Here is a 20,068-nt window from a genome sequence, read left to right as displayed (position 1 = left end):
ACTACTCGAAGATGATGCGCGATCCCGGTGATTTCATCTTGAAGATCTGCAAGGCGTTATAGATGCCTTTGGCGGGATGATTCAGGATCAAGCGTGAATTGGTGATATGGGTGTCGAGTAGTTCGTACTGCCCGCCGCTGTAATAGAGGTCGCAGTCGTCAATCTGACAGTTTTTGTAGACGTGATTATCAAGGGGAAGTGTCGCCTTCGAGAAGGTCTGCCCATCGATAATGATATAGCTCGGTTCGAATGCCATAGGGTTCCTGCCACGAGGACTATAGCAAAGTTGGCAATAATCGTAAACCAGCCCAAGAAGCGCGGCTGAGCCATGAGACATCCGGAGGAAATTCTAATTCGGAACGATCCGAGACACGGTGCCACCCCGATTCAGGATATAGAGCTCTCCCAAGCCGTCCTGGCCGAAGCTGGTGATGGAAGAGGCAGCCAGCAGTGGCCATTCTGTTTGTTCGAGAGCCGAGCCGTTATTGAAGCGGAAACTACGGACAAAGCCGGCGCAGAAATCTGCATAGAAATAGGTGCCCTGAATGACTGGTATTGCTGTTCCTCGATAGACGTAGCCTCCTGTGACCGAGCAAGTGCCGTTGTCATGTGGATACTCAAGAATCGGCAACGTGAGAGTTCCATTATTACAGTTGGTGGCTGGATTAAAACAGGCCGATCCTTCCATGAGCCGCCAGCCGTAATTGAGTCCGCGTCCGGCATTGGGGCCTCGTGACACATTGATCTCCTCTCGGGCATCTTGGCCGACGTCTCCGATATACAGATCGGCTCCATCAAACGAAAAGTGCCAGGGGTTCCGCAGCCCGTAGCTCCACACCAGCTGATCGCCCCCGCTGAGGACAAAAGGGTTGATTGTTTCGCTGGTACAGCCTGCTCCTGGGGTCGTCGGGTCGATCCGGAGAATTTTTCCCAGCCGGCTTGCAAGATTCTGCGCATTGTTACTCGGATCCCCTGAACCTCCCCCATCTCCAACGGCTGCGTACAGGCAACCATCCGGTCCGAATGCCAGCATCCCTCCGTTATGGTTCGCGAAGGTTGGATGGGGAATGGAGACCAAGATGACTCGTGAATTTGGGTCAGCGACGTTGGGGTTCGTTGACGACACCACAAACCGCGCGATGGTGATGGCGCCATTAGCATCCGTATAATTGACGTAAAACCGGCCGTTGGCATTGTAGTTTGGGTCAAAGGCCAGCCCCAACAATCCTCGTTCCCCTCCGCTCGTGATACCGGTCAGGGTCAGAAATGTCGAGAGTGCACTGCCAGTTGCCCGATCGAGAACTCTAATGGTGCCGCCCTGCTCGACAACGAACAGGCGAGTCTGGTCTTCAGGGGGAGAGGTAAGGAACACCGGCGAACTCAGATTGTTTGCAACAGTGTGGAGCTTGAGACTGCCAGAAGTCGGGGCAGCGTTTCCTGAGTTACTGTCGCTCCCGCAGGCAGCAAGGAGGCCGACGAAACACAGGCTCAGAGGTATGGAGATGATCGCCTGTCTCATGGTTGCACCTTCCCCCTGTTTGAAAGATGATCCGTACCCTATCATTTCTAGCGGTGCCAATTCGCTAGCGCAGCCTCAGGATCTCATGGAGCGGGCCATGGTGGAACCCCGATTCCACCATGCCCTAGCCCATATATGGACGGGGCAGCGGTTTGCGAATGCCTCGCATTTGGTCTTGATCCGGCCAGTTCAACTCTAATAGAATGAGCGCGTTTTTCAGGTCATTAACTTCGAATTCGACTCCGCACCGTCTTAGGTTTCCCCACTCATGCATGTATGTTGGATGGGTTGAAGCCACGGATGGCCGTGTGGCCTAAGGAGTGCGTTTAACCAGCAGGAGGATTTCCAGTGAGTGATTCATCGATTATCACATTTGCCATCATTGCGGCCTTCGCTGGTATTGCCTATGGGTTATACCTTGCGATGTGGGTATTCAAGCTTGATGCCGGCAATGCGAAGATGCAGGAAATTGCGAAGGCGATTCAAGAAGGTGCCAGTGCCTACATGAATCGACAGTACAAAACCGTCGGCTATGTGGCTGCGGTGCTCTTCGTCATGCTCTGGGCCGCTGGGGCGGTTTCCGACAAGTTTGGCTTGCTGACGGCGGTTGGGTTTTTGGTCGGCGCGGGAGCCTCGTCGATTGCCGGCTATGTAGGGATGATCATCGCCGTGCGCGCTAACGTGCGGACAGCGCAAGCCGCGCACGATGGCATGAATGCCGCCTTGACCGTCGCGTTTCGAGGGGGGGCGGTGACGGGTCTGTTGCTGATCGGCCTGGGACTGTTGTCGATTACGACCTTCTATATGGTCGCACAATCAATAGCGGGGCAAGAGAAAGCCATTCACGCCTTGCTGAGCCTTGGGTTCGGCGGCAGCTTGATCTCGGTGTTTGCTCGTGTCGGTGGCGGCATCTACACTAAGGCTGCGGATGTGGGTGCGGATCTCGTCGGCAAGGTCGAAGCGGGAATTCCTGAAGACGACCCTCGTAACCCGGCGGTCATTGCGGATAACGTGGGTGACAACGTCGGTGACTGCGCCGGTATGGCAGCGGATCTGTTTGAAACCTACGCCGTGACGACAGTGGCGGCCATGGTGTTGGCGTTTACGATGTTTAAAGGGGCGTCTGGCCCAATCCTGTATCCGTTGGTCTTAGGAGGCGTGACAATTTTCGCGACGATCATCGGGGTGCTCTTCGTGAAGGTGAGCCCGGGTGGGGAGGTCATGACGGCACTCTACAAGGGGCTGTTCGTGGCTGGCGGGATCGCTGCCGTGGCATTTCTCCCGATCACCCTCATGATCATGGGTGGAGTCGGGGGCGTCAGTGGGTTCAGTTACTACATTGCTGCGTTGATGGGATTGGCGGTGACGCTGGCGCTCGTGTTCATTACCGACTATTACACATCGAAGAGCTATGAACCGGTGCAGTACATCTCCAAGGCGAGCGAAACCGGCCATGCAACGAACATCATCGCGGGGCTGGCGGTTGGCATGCAATCGACGGCGGCACCGGTGGTGGTGATTGCAATGGCGATCTTGGGCAGCTACTCGGTCTGCGGTGGTGCGGAGTCCGGTGGGTTGTACGGCGTGGCGGTGGCGGCAGTCTCGATGCTGTCGATGGCAGGGATTGTCGTGGCGATTGATGCGTTCGGTCCAATCACGGACAACGCGGGTGGTATTGCCGAAATGTCGCATCTGGGCAAAGAAGTTCGGGACATCACGGATCCGTTGGATGCGGTCGGCAATACGACCAAGGCGGTAACAAAAGGCTATGCGATTGGGTCAGCCGCATTGGCGGCGGTGGTGTTGTTCGCGGAATATTCCCGCGAGGTGGCGGCAATTAATCCCGCGCTGGCAGCGTTTGACCTGTCCAACCCGAAAGTGTTGGTCGGCCTGTTTCTCGGCGGTATGTTGCCCTTCATCTTTGGTGCGATGTGCATGAGGGCCGTGGGCGAAGCCGGCGGTTTGATCGTGGAAGAAGTGCGGCGGCAGTTCCGGACCATCAAGGGCATCATGGAAGGTACGGGGAAGCCTGACTACGCAACCTGCGTCGATATTGTGACTCAAGCGGCGATTCAGAAAATGATGATCCCCGGTTTGATTCCTGTGGTGTCGCCGATTCTGGTGGGCGTGATTCTCGGTCCGCAGGCGCTTGGTGGTGTGTTGGTGGGCAGCATCGTGACCGGCATATTCGTCGCGATTTCGATGACGAGTGGCGGTGGGGCCTGGGACAATGCGAAGAAGTATATCGAAGAGCAGGGGTTGAAGGGCACCGATACGCACAAGGCGGCGGTCACCGGTGATACGGTCGGCGATCCGTACAAGGATACGGCAGGACCGGCGGTGAATCCGATGATCAAGGTCATCAATATCGTGGCGTTGCTGATCGTGTCGTTGATTGTCTGAAAGGGTAGGGTCGAGTATCCGGTAACACTCGATTAAATTGCATGCTGAAGCGCCGTGTCCAAGCTGGGGCACGGCGCTTTTCGTTTTTCCCTTCGTCTTGACGGGTTTCCATACCCTAGAGTATGGTAAATTCATTGATGACAGCTGCTGGCTGATCGCGAGGGTTTCCCAGATCCACGGGAGGTGCTCGAATGGAAAAACAGGAACGGAAGCAAGAGCCTCGACGAGAACCACAGGGCAAGGAAGAGGTGAAGGCCAACCCCAAGGTGGTCGAGACCGGTAAGAAGCTGAAGGAAGATATCGACAAGCTGGTCGATGAGATCGATGATGTGCTTGAAAAGAACGCTGAAGAATTTGTGAAGAATTACGTCCAAAAGGGAGGGGAATAGCGCCACCGCCAGCTCTCCCTCGAATCACCCTGCCAGTTCCTTGACGTCCTTCGGTTTGACAAAGAAGAAGCCCCTTATTACAGTCTTTCTCGTTCTCCTATTATCGGGAGTCAGTGTGTGGCCTAGGCCATGAAGGAGATGGGGATGAAGTCTAAGCTCTGGGTTTTCTCTCAAGTTGATCCCATCCAACGCGGCCTCTTGTCAAAGGCCTTGTCGATCTCCTCGGCGACTGCCTCGTTGTTACTCAATCGGGGTGTGATGAACGTGGACCAGGCGACGGCCTGGATGTCTCCTCTCCGAACTCATGATCCTTTCTTAATTCCCGATATGGAACGGGCGGTTGACCGTCTGCATCAGGCCATGCAACGTCGTCAAATCGTCTGTTTTTACGGCGATTACGATGTAGATGGCATGTCCGCCACAAGCATTTATCTGTCATTCTTCCGTGGGCTCGGTGCCGAAGTCCGTGCCTATGTTCCTCATCGGCTGCGTGAAGGGTATGGACTGAATGAGACTGCCGTTCGGACCTTGGCGGAGGAGGGTGTTTCTCTATTGGTGACGTCCGATTGCGGGACCACGTCGCACCATGAAATTCGCCTCGCGAATCAATTGGGGATCGACGTGGTGGTGACCGATCATCATCAAAGCGATATGGAGATGCCACCTGCGTTGGCGGTGATGAATCCGCATCGGCCCGACGCGCGGTATCCTTTTCACGGGCTCTGTTCCGGAGGTCTGGCGTACAAGGTGGCGCAGGCGTATGAGATGAAATACGGCTCCGGTTCGGTGCCGTTGGAGTCGCTCTTGGATTTGGTCGCGCTGGCCACGATCGCCGACGTGGTTCCGTTACACGACGAAAATCGACTATTCGTTCGAGAAGGTCTGGTTCATCTTTCGCGCGGTGCCCGCTGTGGCCTACGGGCCTTGAAGCAGGTTGCGGGTATTAGTCGTGAGTGCACAGCGGAGACCATCGCGTTTAAACTTGGGCCTCGGCTCAATGCCGCAGGGCGCTTAGATGACGCGATCAAAGGGGTCAGACTTCTGACGACGGAGTCTGAACAGGAAGCAAAAGAGTTGGCTGAAGAGCTTGAGCAGTTGAATCGAGCCCGCCGTGAGATTGAGGCCGATATTGTGGAGCAAGCAGTAGCTCAGGTGGAATCACGGGAGCTGCCAGGAGGGATCGTGTTATACGCCCGAGGATGGCATCTCGGGGTCGTTGGCATCGTCGCCGCCCGCATTATGGAGCGCTTTCATCGTCCGACGGTCGTGATTGCCGTGAATGAAGACGGTATCGGGAAGGGATCGGCTCGGACTGTGCCAGGGTTTGACCTCTATCAAGCATTAGCCGGCTGTCGAGACCTCCTCATGGCGTTCGGTGGCCACCCCAGCGCAGCTGGGGTTACGATCCGGGAGGGGCGGTTGCCTGAATTTGCCGAACGCTTTTCCGCAATTGCCGAGACGTGGATGCGGGATACTCACAGCGTTCCCATGCTGCGTCTGGATTCTGAGCTGCGCTTGGCCGAGGTTACGCTACAGCTGATTCGTGAAATCGGGACGCTACATCCATTCGGCGCGGGGAATCCCGAGCCAACATTCGCTGTCCGAGGGCTGAACGTTCTCAATGCTCGCGTAGTCGGAGAGAAACATTTGAAGATGACTGTTCGGCAGGCTGGATCTCTGCCGTTTGATAGTATTGGATTTGGGATGAAATCCTTGGAAGATCATGGATTGTCTCTGAAGACACCCATCGACGTCGCCTTTACGCCAGAACTGAATCACTGGAATGGCCAGGATCGGATTCAGTTGCGCATTCGAGATATACGGGCCGCCGGGTGCGAATAGCGAACCATGTACGAAACCGTAACTGATATCGATCGATTACTGGAGCGTCTGCTGAGCTATCAGCCTGACGCTGATGTCGGCATAGTGCGAAAGGCGTATGAGTTTTCTGCAAAAGCGCATGAAGGCCAAATCCGACGCTCCGGCGAACCCTATGTGAAACACCCAGTGGCCGTGGCGGGTGTCTTAACCACCCTCAAAACCGATGTCACGGCGATTGTTGCCGGGCTACTCCACGATACGTTGGAGGATACGGTCGCGACGGCTGATGAGCTTGAGAGGGAATTCGGGAAGGACGTCGTTCATCTCGTCGATGGCGTCACGAAGATCGGAAAGATTACGTTTCGAAGCTCCGAGGAGAGGCAAGCGGAGAACTTTCGAAAAATGGTGCTTTCGATGGCGGATGATATCCGCGTCGTGATCATCAAACTAGCCGACCGGCTTCACAATATGCGCACGCTCGAACATCTCAATGAGGGGAAACGCCAGGAAATTGCGCAAGAGACGCTAGAAATCTACGCGCCCTTGGCGAACCGCATTGGAATCGGCTGGGTCAAGAACGAACTGGAAGATCTTTGCCTCAAGCATCTTAACCCGGATGCGTATGACATGTTACGGGTTCGCGTGGCGAAACGGGACGAAGACCGGCAGCAGTACATTCAAGAAGTGCAAGAGCTTGTCGAGAAGGCGTTGAAGGAGAATGGGTTGGTCGGCGCGGTGTATGGGCGCCCGAAACACCTCTATGGCGTCTATCAAAAAATGAAGAAGCAATCGATTTCGTTTGAGGAAGTCTATGATCTCACCGCCTTGCGAGTCATTACCGATACGAAGATGAATTGCTATGCCATGCTTGGCGTGATTCATTCGCTGTGGCGCCCGGTGCCCGGCCGATTCAAGGATTACATTGCGATCCCCAAATCCAATCTCTATCAGTCGCTCCATACGACGATTGTTGGCCCGAAAGGGGAACACGTAGAATTTCAGATTCGCACGGAGGAGATGCACCGTGTAGCAGACTATGGGATTGCGGCCCACTGGAAATATAAGGAGCAGGGGCAGATCCCTGATAAGGATAGTAAAACATTTGGCTGGTTGCGGCAGTTCATCGAATGGCAAAAAGACTTGCCGGATAGCCGCCAGTTTATGGATTCGGTCAAACTTGAGCTGTTCCATGATGTCGTCTATGTATTCACCCCGAAGGGGGTGGTGAAGGAATTGCCGAAAGGATCGACTCCGATCGATTTCGCCTATGAGATCCACACGGAAGTCGGCGACCACTGTGTTGGGGCGAAGGTGAACGGGAAAATCGTGCCGCTTAAGCATGAGATCGAGAGCGGCGACGCCATTGAAATTCTCACGTCACCGAACCAGACTCCCCACAAGGACTGGCTCAAATTCGTGCGCACCTCGCGGGCCAAAACGAAGATTAAGCATTGGATTAAGGCTGAAGAGCAGGCGCGAAGCTTAGAGATCGGTCGGCGTTTGCTGGACGGAGAATTACGCCGGCATGGGCTTGCGCCGGCGCAGACCTTGAAGTCCTCCGCGCTCCTCGAGATTGCCAAGCAGGAGGGATATGAAACGACCGATGAACTCGCGATCGCGATAGGATTCGGACACATTGCCACGGCCCACATCGTCGGGCGGTTGACCGCTCCAGCATCCGGGACCGCACCTGTTCAGCCTGAACCGCCGACACCGCACAAAATGTCCAGTGGTCAAGGCGCAGAGCAGGGCGTGCAAGTGAAGGGCGGGCGGGATCTCTTGATGCAACTGTCTCGCTGTTGCAATCCGGTGCCCGGCGATAGAATTGTGGGGTATATCACTCGTGGACGAGGCCTCACGATCCATTCGGTCGATTGCCCCAATCTGGAGGCCTTGGAGTATGACCGAGCACGGTTGGTGGAGGTGGAATGGGATACCGCCTCGCAGAGCCACCACGCAGTGAAAGTTGCCGTGATTGCGGAAGATCGAACAGGAGTGTTGGCGAATGTCTCCTCAGCGATTGCCGAATGCAAAGCAAACATCAGCCGCGCGGAAATCATGACGCGGGAAGACCGTAAGGCGGAGCTGGACTTTGTCATCGAAATCGCCGATAAGGCCCATCTCAATCGAGTGCTGAAAACCATTGAGCGGATCGAAGGGGTGATTATGGCGCGGCGTGTTCGGTCTTGGCAGGAACAATCGTAAAAGATCTGTGCTGGCCGCAGGCTTGTCGGAACAGCGGATCGGCGATTACAGCAGAAGAGTCATGAATAATGGAGGTTAGGGCTGGCCGAACAGCAGTTTCGTTCCTTTCTCAATCTTGTACCCGTCAACGGTTCCACCCGTAATTTCAAGCACGTACATCGCATCGTCCCCGTTTGGGCGGTATTGAGGGCAGGACTCGTCGGTCTTCGTGCAGATCGGAACACTGCGCTCAATATGAGTCACTCGCTTTTTCGCATCGAGCCAAATGAGATCCAGCGAAAGTTTTGTGTTCTTCATCCAGAAGGACCAAGCTTGAGGCTCGCTGAAGAAGAAGAGCATCCCATGGTCTTTCTTGAGATGATCCCGGTACATGAGTCCGACGGAGCGTTTGAGGGGTGTGTCGGCGATTTCGGCCTTGATGGTGGTCCCGGAAGGAGTGTGAATCGATACGAGTTCAGCTCCGGCGGCTCTGGCCGCCCGCATATCACCGGCGAGTAATCCGCCTGTGATCATGGCAGAGAAAGCAAGCCATGTCGAGAATCTCCAGCGCATCCGCGTATCGTAATGATCGATTCTCTCGCAGTCAAGAAGGCTATTTGCTTGATGTCTTGGCAGGAAGGCATTTGCTCCCGTAATCTTGCAATCTTCTCGCCGCTTGTGCCATCCTCGCCTCGGGTTGACTGAGAGGGAACCATGCAAGAAAAGCGTCGAGTGCTCTATAAAAAAGGTGTGTTTGTCTGTCCTACCTGCCGTCAGTCTTACGTGCAGGAAAAGTGGATCGAAGAATGGCGGATTCGTTGCCATCGTTGTACCTACCGTGGAACGTTGACGGAAGTGTCGGTTGAAGAGCATATGGAGGAAGAGACCATTCGGCACTAACCGGCCTCATGCTTCCATCCTGACCGTAACGCTGTGTCATCACATCGAACCTTCATCTCTCCGTTGATTCAACTTGGGCATGGCTTGGCCCTTGCCCTAACGGTTATCTTTGTTTGCGCCGGCTGCACATCTTGGTCGTGGGCGAACGAGGCCTCTCCATCGGTGAAGATCCTTGTCACCTACCATTCGCTTTCAGGAAATACCGAACGTATGGCGGAAGCGGTGGTGACCGGAGCACAATCGGTCTCTGGGACGCAGGTTCTGTTGAAGCGTGTTGGACACGTGACTGCGGAAGATCTGCTTTCTTCAGATGCGGTGGTGGTCGGTTCTCCTGTCTATTGGTCGAACATGTCAGGAGAAGTGAAGACCTTCTTCGATAACTGGCAGTTCAAGTTCGGCGTCTTTCCAGAATTCAAGATGAAAAACAAGGTTGGGGCGGCCTTCGCCACAGGAGGGCAAATCTCGAGCGGGAAAGAGGTCACGCTGTTGACCATTCTTGCCGCGATGCTGGGAAATCAAATGATTGTGGTGAGTGGCGGTGGCGCATTTGGAGCGTCGGCGACCACAGAAGGTGAGAGTCCTGGGATCGATGACCAAGAGCTCGCTGATGCCAGAGCGTTAGGTCGGCGCGTAGCTGAAGTCACGAAGCTAATCAGAGGCGGGTCTTCACGTTGAATGATGTTGAGGAGATCTTTCTGCTAACTGCCGTGTGGTGAGGAGCATCTCTACCGGTCCACTGTGCTGGTCGATGCTCCCTGGATTGCAATCTCGACAAACTCATGGATGTTTTTCGCGCAGCGGCCGCAACAGCCGTTCTGCTTGAGGCCGAACTTCGACTTGAGCTGACAGGGCATCACACAGCCTGATCGTCCAGCCTCCCGGACATCTGATTCGGTAATGCCATTGCACAAGCACACGTACATGCTATCCTCAAGCGACGATTATGAGAAGCATTCTCAGTATGCCACATGACGGGCATGCTGTCAAGCTACGAAAAGGCGCGAAAGAGACCGTGCAAGGGGCCACAACTTCAGACTATTTTCCGATCACCGTCCACCATTGTTATGATGAAGACACGTGTACCGTGACGCTCAATGATCCGTTCCTGCCGCCAGTGCTAGGGGATCATATTCCTGTGCGGCTCGCCGGGATTGATACGCCGGAACTGAAAGGCGACTGCGCCGCTGAGCGGGCACTCCCGATTCAAGCTCGGGATTTTCTCGTGGCGTGGCTAGTAACCGCAGTGCGTGTCGATCTCCATTCGCCTGCACGGGATAAATACTTCAGCCTCAATGGGCGCCTCCTCGCCGACGGCCAAGACCTCTCCCAATGCCTCATCACCGCCAACCTCGCGCGCCCCTATGACGGCGGCAAGAAACTGCCGTTCTGTTAGGTGGGGCGCCTTACATATGCCCAGTGACCGGCAGGTCTCGACCGAAAGCAGACGCACATTACTGATCGCTATCAGAGGGGGGCTTACGCCGATCCGCATAAGACGATGATCTCATCGCGGTAGTGGAGCGGAACTTGTCCTGCTGCAATGGGTTAGGGCTGGCGAGCGGTGCGTGCTCGCCGGTTTAGGCAGAAGTGGACAATCTGCCGTAGCGGGACTATACAGTCTGTCTAAACATTATTAGCCGGCACATGCACCCTACGCTTGAACTGCTGCTCGCGACTTTGCTCTGGTTCGCTGTAGCCGCCGCCGCGCTTTTTGTCCTCGCCACGGTCTATGTGCATGCCTTGCTCGCCGTCGCTAAGCTGTCACGCCTCTTGAGGGTGGCACTTTCCACCATCTTGTGGCTCAAGTTTGCCACTACAGCCGTAGCACCACTCCTTGGTTGGATCATCATCGCAAGGGAACGTTATCCTGCTGCACTCGAGTTTCCCGCTCTGCTGTGGGTTCTTCTCTGCTTCGGTCTTTGCTTTGTGGCGATCCACCGTCCCATCAAGCGGCGCCTTCCACAGCTTCAGGCCGCCGGGCTCTTTCGCCAGTGACGGCTAACCCTTCGCTCCAGCTGACGTGCTACGGCCTCCGCACGCGCTGAGCTCAAACGTTATTGCTACAGGGCCGAGGTCCGCTTTAGGGCGGTGCGAACTCGTCGCCGAACTGCCGCTCGTGGCCGATCTCCGACCGTCGCCATCCGACCCAAACCGGTCGTTCATGGAATTGAAAAGCGGCCGTTCAACGTCTGCGTTCTATGGTAGGCGGTTCTCCTCTACTACCCAAGTACGTCCCAGGGAGACTGGCAGTCGTGGCAATGGGCTACGGATGTGAACCTGCTCAAGAGAGGGATCTTACACCGATCCGCATAAGAACCCGTGATAAACGATCCCACCGTCGCAACTTATTGAAACGACAACGAGCCTGCTATATTCTTCACGAACGCTAGTGGCGGTTTATACGGACAGGCTTTGGTGAGCTCTTGAACGCATGCAATTACGATGACGCGCAAATATTAGCCGACTCATAGACTTCACTTGGAGAACACCATGTACGACTCTCGTTCCGAAGCCATTGCTGCACAAGTACCGGCGGCGATCAAGACTTTGCAGATACTCGGCTACTACTCGGGTGGCGACGGCGGCGGCGCTCTGTATCGTCGATTATTGGCAGCACCCTCTCCCGTGAAGCCATGGCATTTTCGGAGCGCGGATGGTGCTTGGTGGGATCTTGCTTCAAACAGGGAGGCAAATGTTCGAAGATTTGGTGCAGTGGGAGACGGCGTGACAGATGATACACAAGCTGTCCTTGCTGCTGTCGAGTATCTCGCGAGCACAGGAGGTGTGCTCTATCTTCCAGTCGGAAAGTACTTGATATCTCGCACTATCGATATTGATCTTTCTGCATCCACTTTAGACACCGATGGTACAACCATCAACGTCAAAGGGGATGGTTCAGGAAATACAATCTTGATCCATGCGATCGCTGCCGATGTTCCACTCATCAGATTGCGCGGAGGGAGCATTGGAGCTGGGATACATATCTGGGGGAAGTGGTCTGGCTTCACGGTTCATGGGCAAACAACGGGAAGCGGCATAGGCATCCAGTTACTGCTGACGGCATACGCTCTCTTTGAAGATATTACAACCCTACACCTCAATGTGCATTGGGACTTGCAGGATGTGCTGTCGTGTACATGGATGCGATGCCAAGCGCGCTGGGGCGCTATTGGGTTTCGTGGCAGACATAATATGTATTCAATGCCAAATGCGCTGACATTCGTCGGATGCCAAGCATCTCTGCAATATCAACACGGAATTCAAATGAACAATGGCTCGGCACTTACTTGGATCGGCGGTTCTATTGAGGGCAATGCTCATTACAGCGGTGGCGACGTGAATAAGTGCGCGGTATTCTTGAACGATCCTGGCTATGAGGGCGGCGTTGCTGCGACCTTTGTTGGAACGTACTTCGAAAGTAATGCAGGCCTCGCGAGCATCAGAGTGGTAGTGGCCACGAAACAAGTAACCGTTAACTGCCAGGGTTGTACCTTCAACTCGAATGTGGCCGACCCGTATGTTCAGAATCACATAAGAATTGACCAGTTGGGAGGGTTTGCTCAGCTCAACATTCCTGGGTGCACATTCTCATCCTATAATGGCTACACACCCAATACCGCTCGTAAGGTTGTGAAGTTTTATGGCACAAATTGCGGATTCACCGATACAGGTGCTCTGTACACAGACGCGGCTGAGCGCCCGTAAACAGCCGGATTGGCAATGGGATGAACAGAGGGGACGTAATTGGAATATGGACAATTGAAAAACATCAGTAACGGAACCTGCCTTCAAGACGGCTAACCACTTGATGCAGCCGTCTCGTTACACTCGCGGCTGATCACCGCGTTAGCCCGCGTTCCCGCTAAACGAAATGAGAGCAAAATGCCCATTGAGAGAATACGATTTGCTGGCCAGAAAGAGCTGGTTTGGGATTGGGAGGTATATCATGACCCTTCGGCTGAGAACTTCCCAGATCCACAGAAGAGTGTCTGTACGTTTGATAACCCATTTAACCCGTGGAGAAATGTAAACGGTGAATGTTTTGTCATTGCAGCAAATATTGTCAATTACAGAGTCCCATTAGATAGCAACCTGCGACCGCTTAGAGTACTTGATCAGGGCGATATCGTTTTTCATTCCGGACGTACCTATCCCCATCCGAATCGTCCTGAACGATATTACCATCGTGGCTATGGGAGGAATCTGGTGGCGGGAAGCTGTGTTGAGGCCGACTATGATCACAATTTTTGGGTATTCAGTCCCTGGACAGCGGATGGCTATACGTTTTCGGCGCTCTGTCATCACGAGTTTTATCCTGATTCCTGCCCAAACGCGACGACGGAACACTGGATTAATACCATTCATCAGATGTTTTCATTTGATGGCGGTCAAACGTTTCTGCCGCAGCCCTACCATCCGTATGATGACAACGGCGGTCGTTCGAACTCCTGGCGGACCGTGCTGATTCCTGAGCCTTCTCACATGCGCCCGTGGCCGCCCAAGATTAATTATGGGTTTTATCATCCGTCTAATATCGTCAGCGAAGGGGCTTACTGCTACGCATTGTGTACAGCGTCGAACTGGCTTGGTCAGACCTACCAAAATGACGGAATCCAGTGCTTGAATCAAGGCGGCTTTGCCATGATCCGAACCCAGCATCCTGGCCATCCACGGGCCTGGGAAGTCTTTACGGCGCTCGGCTGGAAAGCAATTGATGTCAATACCTGGCAAGGGTGGCGCATCGATGGGGTTGGGGGTCAAACGGTTAAGCTCTGGCACCGAGAGGAATACTGTCCTTACCAACAATTTCCTACGAAGGGACAATTACTTGGTTATCGATTAGTCTATCACCAAACTGCTCAACAGTGGATTGCGCTCGGCTATGCCAATCGTGGTGCCCGTACTGTGTGCTATACCTTGAGCGATTCTCTGGCTAGTCCAAACTGGGAGCAGCACGGAATTTCGCTAGTTGAGGATGGGCCGAATAGCGAACATGTGGTACCAAATACGACCTACTACCCCAGCATAGTCGATCCCACCTCAAGTGGTTACGTCTTCCAATTCACAGGAAATAATCCATTTCTGTACTTTGTTGATCCTGATCCTGCATCTCGCACTAATCTGCACAGTCGTAGTATATGGAGAATCCCCCTGCAAATCGAAACTTAGGGCTTTGGCTTCATTCAATGCGGGCTAAGGACTGCTTTATGGTGGTGCGATCTCGGCGCCGAACTTCCGCACTTGGCCGTCTTCGACCATCGGTATCCGAGCCACAGCAGACGTACACGGCGTCATGTGCCCTCATCTGATTGAATATTCCGTTATCCCGGCTGCTCCCCAATCCGCTGCCGCTGCCGATCTCACTGTCTTCAGTGACATCCAGAATTGTGTGGGGCGTTGATGGGGCAGGCATGGGCGGAGATTCGAGCAGACCTGAGTGTACGGGTTACGATAGGCCTTGTTCGATCAACCCATTCTCGATCACGACGCCGATGCGATTCAGCGCTGAGGCTGACATCTGAGAGGCACGGTTCCAGGTCTGCTCAATAGGAGGAAGGCGTGTGGCGGGATAGGACAGCGTCCGTTCAATTGGCCCAGTGATGGCGAACGTTACTGCGACAGGGCAGAGGACCGCTTTATGGCGGTGTGATCTCGGTACTGAACTTCCGCTACTGGCCGAGAGTTGCCGGTCGATAGGTGTGCACTCGTACTTCATCTCCCATATCATGCCGAAGCTTTCACACCTTGCCAATATCCTTTTCTGTTAGTCTTCAGTAAGTTTCATGCCACAACTTCCGACTATTTCCCCAAAGCACGATACGGCATGATTGATACCATACAGGCAGGGTTCGAAACGGCTATGTCCACTCATTCCATCGCATTTTATAAACCCTACGGGGTGCTTCCATGCTTTACCGATTTGGAAGGCAGACCGACGCTGGCGGACTACATCATGGTCCCTCACGTTTATGCGGCGGGGCGTCTCGATCAGGACAGCGAAGGGCTGATGATTTTGACTTCGAATGGAGCGTTGGTGCACCGGATTACCGATCCACAGCACAAATTGCCGAAAGTCTATTTGGTACAGGTTGAACGGATTCCAGATGAACCAGCGATCGAACGGCTCTGCGCAGGTGTGCTGCTTGGTGGAAAGCGAACAAGACCGGCGCAGGTGAGGTTGCTCGATACGGAGCCACCATTGCCAGAACGGTCCGTGCCCATCAGGTTTCGAAAAAATGTTCCAACGGCGTGGATGGAAATCACGATCAGTGAAGGGATGAACCGTCAGGTTCGTCGTATGACGGCTGCGGTAGGCCATCCCACATTGCGGCTGGTGCGCATCGCCATCGGACCAGTTCGCCTGGGCGACCTCAACCTGGGTGAATGGCGAGTCTTGGAGGAGGAGGAAATCAAGGCGATCAACCAACTGAGCAATCTGTAAACGGTGACCTCTTGGTCACTCTGTCGTTCGCCGACCCAGGATTAGTGAGTGCTTCTGCAGCAACCGTCAATCCAGCGGCTTACATCGTGTCTTCCAGCTGCTGGACCATGTCCTGGATGGTGTCGAATCCTGATTGCCAGAATGCTCCGGACGTCATATCCACATCCATCTTGCTCAGAATATCTCGAGGGGATTGCGATCCGCCGGTGGCAAGCAAGTTCAGGTATTGTGGGACAAATGATTCCCCTTGCTCCTTGTACATTCTGTAGAGGGCGAGTACGAGCAGATTGCCAAAGCTGTAAGCGTAGCAATAGAACGGACTGGCGAAGAGATGGGGAATCATGAGCCATTCCCATTGAAACTCTTCCGGCACTTTCACCGCTTTGCCAAATTGCTGTCGAAGTTCAGCCAAATAGGTTTTGGCCAGTTGGTCTCCTGTCGCCCCTTCTCCCACCATTCGATGCGCTGTTTGTTCGAAGCGAATGAAATAGGCCTGCCGCACCACGGTGGCATAGATGTCATCCAGTTGACTCAGGAGCAAGCCCTGTCGAACGGCTTTGTTGCGCTCGTTCGACATGAGGGTGTCGGAGAGAATGCGTTCACCGAAGACAGACGCTGTCTCCGCCAAGGGGAGGGTCGAATGGAAGGTAAAGATCGAATGGTCTTTGGCCATCATTCCGTGGACGGCATGGCCGAGCTCATGGGCCATGGTGGCGATGTCTCGGGCTTCCCCGGTGAAATTCAACATCACGTACGGTGTCTGGCCTGGCGCCACGCTGTAGCAATAGGCGCCGCCTAGTTTGCCAGGACGTGTTGGCCCATCGATGCGTCGTTCCCTCAAGACCTGTTCGGCGAGGTCTGCAAGCTGGGGAGAAAAGCCGCGATAGGCGCCCAGCACCATGCGGACGGCATCGGCATACGCATACTTCTTGGTCTCTGCCCGATGGGGGGCATAAATATGGTACCGATTCATCGGGGAGATCTTGCAGATCTTTGCTTTCAGTTTGAAGTAGGTCTGGAAGATCTCGACATTCTTGGCGCAGGTCGCCAACAGCACATCGACCGCTTGGTCCGGCACATCATTGCCGAGGTTGCGGGTGGCAATGGGAGAGGCAAACCTACGGAGTCCGACGTTCTCCGCTTTCCAGTCATTCACGAGTGTCCGATACATCTCTCCGAGCAGGTCTCGTTGGCCCGAGAAGACCCGATAGAGTTCTCTGTAGGTGGCCTGGCGGATGGATGCCTTAGGGCTCCGCACGTGGCTCATGAGTTCTTCGCGGTTCATGGTGCGGGTTTTCCCGCCGATCTTCATCGTGAATGTCAGTCCGTTGGTCACCACGTCATAGAGGGTATTGACCGCGCTCCGTCCAGTGACATTCTTGATATTGATGATCTTCTCTTCTGATTCAGACAGTGTGTGAGGCGTATAGCGTCTGATGGTTTCCAGGTAGTACCGAAGGTCGCCGGCGTCGGTCATCAGCCGTGCCGCATTCTTCTGATCGACTCCCTGCCACCAGAGATCGAGAAACAGCAGGCGATTGGTAATGCCGGTGAGCCGCTCCTCTACCTGCGCCTTAAACGATCGCGCTTGGGTGTTTGTGGTGTTTTCCGAAAACCAGAGGTAGGCGAATGCGCCAAGCCGGGCAGACCCTTCTGCGATCGATTCGGTGATTTTTAGGAGCGAGTGGAAATCAGTGCTCGCCATGGTTGCCTGGAGTCGAGGACGAGCTGACTCAATCTGCACAACCTGTGCATCCAAGGCCGCCAGATGTTGCTTCAAATCTTTCAGCGGGTTCTTCACGAGGTGGGTGAGATCCCACTGGTTGGATATAAGGGATGTGGAAGTCTTCTGTCGAACCGGACGTCTGGCGGCCATGCCGAGTCTCCTCTCAAGTAAGTTGTGTGCCAGGAACAGGCGGTAGTGTATCACCAGGCCACGGCGAGATTGGAGAAAATTGCCGGACTGAACAAGATCGCGGCGTTGACAGGTCACGGCTATGGTGTAAGAATTCTTCGAACGGACAGCACCATGAACGACCATGAACTTCATCGCGTAGTCCAGTATGTCACGGCGAGTACGTCCTATGGACGGGAGACCGTGGGGGACATTCTGCGCGTGGGTCTGAGGGAACTCTCTGCGCTCGCGACCCATTCAACTCGATCATTTGACCGCGAGACGCTGCTCGAATATGTTTCTCAATGGACGATCAAGCAAACGGGGCAGCCAGAGCCGTTGGTGCGTGAGGTATTGGGATGTGCGGGCAGATGGTTGGATGAAGTGGCCGATGAATTGGCTAAGCGGCAACCTGAGCTGTCGGGCCTGTCCAGTCAAGATGAGGGGGATTCGGAGGTCGCGTAAACGGTGGCACGGTTTCGCCCACGAAAAACATTCAGATTGGTTGCACCTCTGCGAGGCCGGCAGCCGGAACCGATACCAGCCTGGAAACGGGAAGAGGAGGGGCTTTCTGGCGAACTTCACGATCGGTGGAATATGCTTCATCGTCACTGCGCCGATCAATCAAGCAAACTCCGTGTGGGCCGCCTCGTGTGGCGGCTCACGCACTATGATTACGGGGTGAGGGAATCCGCGCTTGCTGAGTTGGAATTGGCCACCCAATTATTTCGTGTCGGAGTCCGGGTCACGTTTTTGCCAGAGTCGCAGGCGCGAACAGCCGATTTTGAATGTGATCTCGGTCGCGAACGTTTTTTCGTGGAAGTCACCGCAATGGTGGGATCGGCGGCGCGTCAACGATTACCTCTACGCGGACTCGATCTTGATGAGGTTGTTGGGGAGGAAGAGGATCGGGGCGTTATCCTAATTCATCGAATTCTTGCGCGTATCCGGCAAAAGGCCAAGCAATTGGCCGACTATTGCGATCCGGTCGTGCTCAGTATTTCAATTCCACGCGCTGACCTTCAGGGGGAAAAGAATGCTCGTTCGGAAGCGATCTGGTTGGATCTGAAGGCACTCGCCGGGGTGGTGACGGTCCTGCTCACCAAGGTCCCCACCCTCAGCGCCGTGTTGATCTCGCTCTGGGATGTCGACCCGCTTCCCTCAAGAGCGGCGGTCAAGCTGGCGAATGTGGAGTTGATTGAACGACCCAAACAGCAGCGTATTCAACCACGAGTGCGTAGGCTGATTCAGAATCCCAAGGCCTCAGCCCCGCTCTCCGCATCCCATGATGCTTCGATCAGGCAAACGCTGTAGCGGTGTTACGGTGTGTTGCTCCTTCGGTTCTTTCTGAGCTGAGTCCAGCCGCTAAGCTGTAACTTGAGTTGTCAACTACGTGAGGCTGGACTACGTCATGTTCAGGCTTAATATGCGCGAATCCCTTCCGGCTATATTGACAGGTTGAGGAGTGAAACGTAGGCTACCGCCGTGATTGCCGCACGGGTCGTCGTGTTGTCTTGACGGAGTCTTCTATATGAAAGAAATGGATGCAGAGACCTTCAACTGTCAGTTGAACCAGGATGCCAATGGCGAGATTACTTCCGCAATAGTATCAAATGATTGCACCATAATGGAAGGCAGCCGAGATCGATATATTTCTAACTGCACGTTCAATAAGAAACTGACGTTGCCGAAAGCCGGGCGGTTCCTAAGGTTCACAAAATGCGCCATTGACGAGCTGGCATTTTTGAAAAATGCTTGTATGAAGCGTGCTGTAGAGTTCGAGGACTGCCAGTTCAAGAACGGGTTCTTTGCCCAAGAGGCGAAAATCGCACGACTATGTTTCGTGAATTGTACATTTGGCAATGGAGCATGCAATAAATCAAAACTCAATCTGAATCTTGAAGCGGTCACTATTCAAGGGGGGGGAGAGGTTCGCCTGCTATGGGATAACCGACAACTGCAACTGACTTTTGATGCGGAGAAGTGCGAGTTCGGCGAATTAGAATTTTCCGGTGGGTCTTCAGGCCTGCAAGCCGTAAAGATGCGATTCGAGCGGTGTCTGTTCAAAAGGTCCGTGCATTTGAACTCCATTTCCTTCACATCTTCTGTTGAGTTTAACGGTTGCCAATTTAAAAAATACGTCGATTGTTCGCGCGCCCACTTCTCCGGTATCAACTTTCATGATTCTACATTCAACGAGAAGACCTATTTTGAGGACACTTGCTTTGGGGATCAGTCAGGTGATTGGGCTGCAAACTTCTCAGAGGTAACATTTCAGAAAGGGGCAGATTTTGAGGGAACTAGATTTCGTGGCAGGGTGACATTTCAGAAGGCAGTGTTTTACGAGGCGACTACGTTCACGGGCGTTAAATTTTGTGTGGAGCCTAATAAGGATAGGTAATTAGGGCGAAACGTAACCAAAGAAACACCGCAAGAAGAGCTTGAAGAGATTTTCTTTGCGGTGGTTGAAGCGATACTCAATTTCCTTCAGATACATCGGGAAGTGATATTTGGAC

The 20,068-nt window shown here is 54.1% G+C and carries 20 protein-coding genes (1 of these 20 only partly in view); 13 read left to right on the top strand and 7 right to left on the bottom strand.

The window, feature by feature from the left end; all coding sequences use genetic code 11:
• Position 1 precedes the first annotated feature (1 nt).
• Positions 2 to 256, bottom strand: coding sequence for a hypothetical protein (locus E8D52_03320; protein ID TKB70093.1), 255 nt, complete (start codon positions 254 to 256; stop codon positions 2 to 4).
• Positions 257 to 349: 93 nt separating this feature from the next.
• On the bottom strand, positions 350 to 1,519 hold the full coding sequence (locus E8D52_03315) for a PQQ-dependent sugar dehydrogenase (protein TKB70092.1): 1,170 nt from the start codon (positions 1,517 to 1,519) through the stop codon (positions 350 to 352).
• Between the two features lie 348 nt (positions 1,520 to 1,867).
• On the opposite strand from E8D52_03315, the gene E8D52_03310 reads away from it, so the two are divergent.
• From E8D52_03310 to E8D52_03295, 4 genes are all read left to right on the top strand, one after another.
• Positions 1,868 to 3,922, top strand: coding sequence for a sodium-translocating pyrophosphatase (locus E8D52_03310; protein TKB70091.1), 2,055 nt, complete (start codon positions 1,868 to 1,870; stop codon positions 3,920 to 3,922).
• Between the two features lie 191 nt (positions 3,923 to 4,113).
• Entirely contained in the window at positions 4,114 to 4,311 is a 198-nt protein-coding gene (locus E8D52_03305) for a ubiquitin-like protein Pup (protein TKB70090.1), read from the top strand.
• Between the two features lie 144 nt (positions 4,312 to 4,455).
• Positions 4,456 to 6,153 carry a single-stranded-DNA-specific exonuclease RecJ gene (gene recJ / locus E8D52_03300; GenBank protein TKB70089.1) on the top strand — a complete coding sequence of 566 codons (1,698 nt, stop codon included), beginning with the start codon at positions 4,456 to 4,458 and terminating at the stop codon, positions 6,151 to 6,153.
• 6 nt (positions 6,154 to 6,159) lie between these two features.
• On the top strand, positions 6,160 to 8,337 hold the full coding sequence (locus E8D52_03295; GenBank protein TKB70088.1) for a bifunctional (p)ppGpp synthetase/guanosine-3',5'-bis(diphosphate) 3'-pyrophosphohydrolase: 2,178 nt from the start codon (positions 6,160 to 6,162) through the stop codon (positions 8,335 to 8,337).
• A gap of 75 nt (positions 8,338 to 8,412) precedes the next feature.
• On the opposite strand, the gene E8D52_03290 is transcribed toward E8D52_03295, so the two are convergent.
• Positions 8,413 to 9,213, bottom strand: coding sequence for a DUF192 domain-containing protein (locus E8D52_03290; protein TKB70087.1), 801 nt, complete (start codon positions 9,211 to 9,213; stop codon positions 8,413 to 8,415).
• Between the two features lie 165 nt (positions 9,214 to 9,378).
• Here E8D52_03290 and E8D52_03285 point away from each other — a divergent pair, with 165 nt between their 5' ends.
• On the top strand, positions 9,379 to 9,891 hold the full coding sequence (locus E8D52_03285; GenBank protein ID TKB70086.1) for a flavodoxin family protein: 513 nt from the start codon (positions 9,379 to 9,381) through the stop codon (positions 9,889 to 9,891).
• 50 nt (positions 9,892 to 9,941) lie between these two features.
• Here the strand turns inward: E8D52_03285 and E8D52_03280 are convergent, their stop codons facing one another.
• Positions 9,942 to 10,139 carry a (2Fe-2S)-binding protein gene (locus E8D52_03280; GenBank protein ID TKB70085.1) on the bottom strand — a complete coding sequence of 66 codons (198 nt, stop codon included), beginning with the start codon at positions 10,137 to 10,139 and terminating at the stop codon, positions 9,942 to 9,944.
• Between the two features lie 38 nt (positions 10,140 to 10,177).
• Here E8D52_03280 and E8D52_03275 point away from each other — a divergent pair, with 38 nt between their 5' ends.
• The 4 genes from E8D52_03275 to E8D52_03260 all read left to right on the top strand — a co-directional run bounded on the left by E8D52_03275 (position 10,178) and on the right by E8D52_03260 (position 14,385).
• Entirely contained in the window at positions 10,178 to 10,609 is a 432-nt protein-coding gene (locus E8D52_03275) for a thermonuclease family protein (protein TKB70084.1), read from the top strand.
• A gap of 251 nt (positions 10,610 to 10,860) precedes the next feature.
• Positions 10,861 to 11,211: a hypothetical protein gene (locus E8D52_03270; GenBank protein ID TKB70083.1), complete on the top strand. Its 351-nt coding sequence runs from the start codon at positions 10,861 to 10,863 to the stop codon at positions 11,209 to 11,211.
• A gap of 483 nt (positions 11,212 to 11,694) precedes the next feature.
• A complete protein-coding gene (locus E8D52_03265) occupies positions 11,695 to 12,921 on the top strand; it encodes a hypothetical protein (protein TKB70082.1) in 1,227 nt (408 codons plus the stop codon).
• Between the two features lie 177 nt (positions 12,922 to 13,098).
• Positions 13,099 to 14,385: a hypothetical protein gene (locus E8D52_03260; GenBank protein ID TKB70081.1), complete on the top strand. Its 1,287-nt coding sequence runs from the start codon at positions 13,099 to 13,101 to the stop codon at positions 14,383 to 14,385.
• Between the two features lie 277 nt (positions 14,386 to 14,662).
• Here the strand turns inward: E8D52_03260 and E8D52_03255 are convergent, their stop codons facing one another.
• Positions 14,663 to 14,932, bottom strand: a complete 270-nt coding sequence (locus E8D52_03255; protein TKB70080.1) for a hypothetical protein — start codon at positions 14,930 to 14,932, stop codon at positions 14,663 to 14,665.
• 144 nt (positions 14,933 to 15,076) lie between these two features.
• On the opposite strand from E8D52_03255, the gene E8D52_03250 reads away from it, so the two are divergent.
• Complete coding sequence (locus tag E8D52_03250) at positions 15,077 to 15,658, top strand: pseudouridine synthase (GenBank protein ID TKB70366.1); 582 nt, start codon at positions 15,077 to 15,079, stop codon at positions 15,656 to 15,658.
• A 79-nt stretch (positions 15,659 to 15,737) separates the two neighbouring features.
• On the opposite strand, the gene E8D52_03245 is transcribed toward E8D52_03250, so the two are convergent.
• Positions 15,738 to 17,534 (bottom strand): oligoendopeptidase F, encoded by a 1,797-nt coding sequence (locus E8D52_03245; protein TKB70079.1) that lies wholly within the window; start codon positions 17,532 to 17,534, stop codon positions 15,738 to 15,740.
• 45 nt (positions 17,535 to 17,579) lie between these two features.
• On the opposite strand from E8D52_03245, the gene E8D52_03240 reads away from it, so the two are divergent.
• The 3 genes from E8D52_03240 (at position 17,580) to E8D52_03230 (ending at position 19,953) form a co-directional block, all read left to right on the top strand.
• A complete protein-coding gene (locus tag E8D52_03240; protein ID TKB70078.1) occupies positions 17,580 to 18,017 on the top strand; it encodes a hypothetical protein in 438 nt (145 codons plus the stop codon).
• Between the two features lie 3 nt (positions 18,018 to 18,020).
• Positions 18,021 to 18,866 carry a hypothetical protein gene (locus E8D52_03235; GenBank protein TKB70077.1) on the top strand — a complete coding sequence of 282 codons (846 nt, stop codon included), beginning with the start codon at positions 18,021 to 18,023 and terminating at the stop codon, positions 18,864 to 18,866.
• Between the two features lie 217 nt (positions 18,867 to 19,083).
• Entirely contained in the window at positions 19,084 to 19,953 is an 870-nt protein-coding gene (locus E8D52_03230; GenBank protein ID TKB70076.1) for a hypothetical protein, read from the top strand.
• An 86-nt stretch (positions 19,954 to 20,039) separates the two neighbouring features.
• Here the strand turns inward: E8D52_03230 and E8D52_03225 are convergent, their stop codons facing one another.
• On the bottom strand, positions 20,040 to 20,068 hold the 3' portion of the coding sequence (locus E8D52_03225; GenBank protein ID TKB70075.1) for an IS1595 family transposase. The gene runs 742 nt beyond the window's last position; the window shows 29 of its 771 coding nt (coding positions 743–771); the start codon falls outside the window, past its right edge; it ends in the stop codon at positions 20,040 to 20,042.

It is taken from the genome of Nitrospira sp. (assembly GCA_005116745.1).
Lineage (GTDB): Bacteria > Nitrospirota > Nitrospiria > Nitrospirales > Nitrospiraceae > Nitrospira_D.
This window is presented reverse-complemented; position numbering and strand designations above follow the sequence as displayed.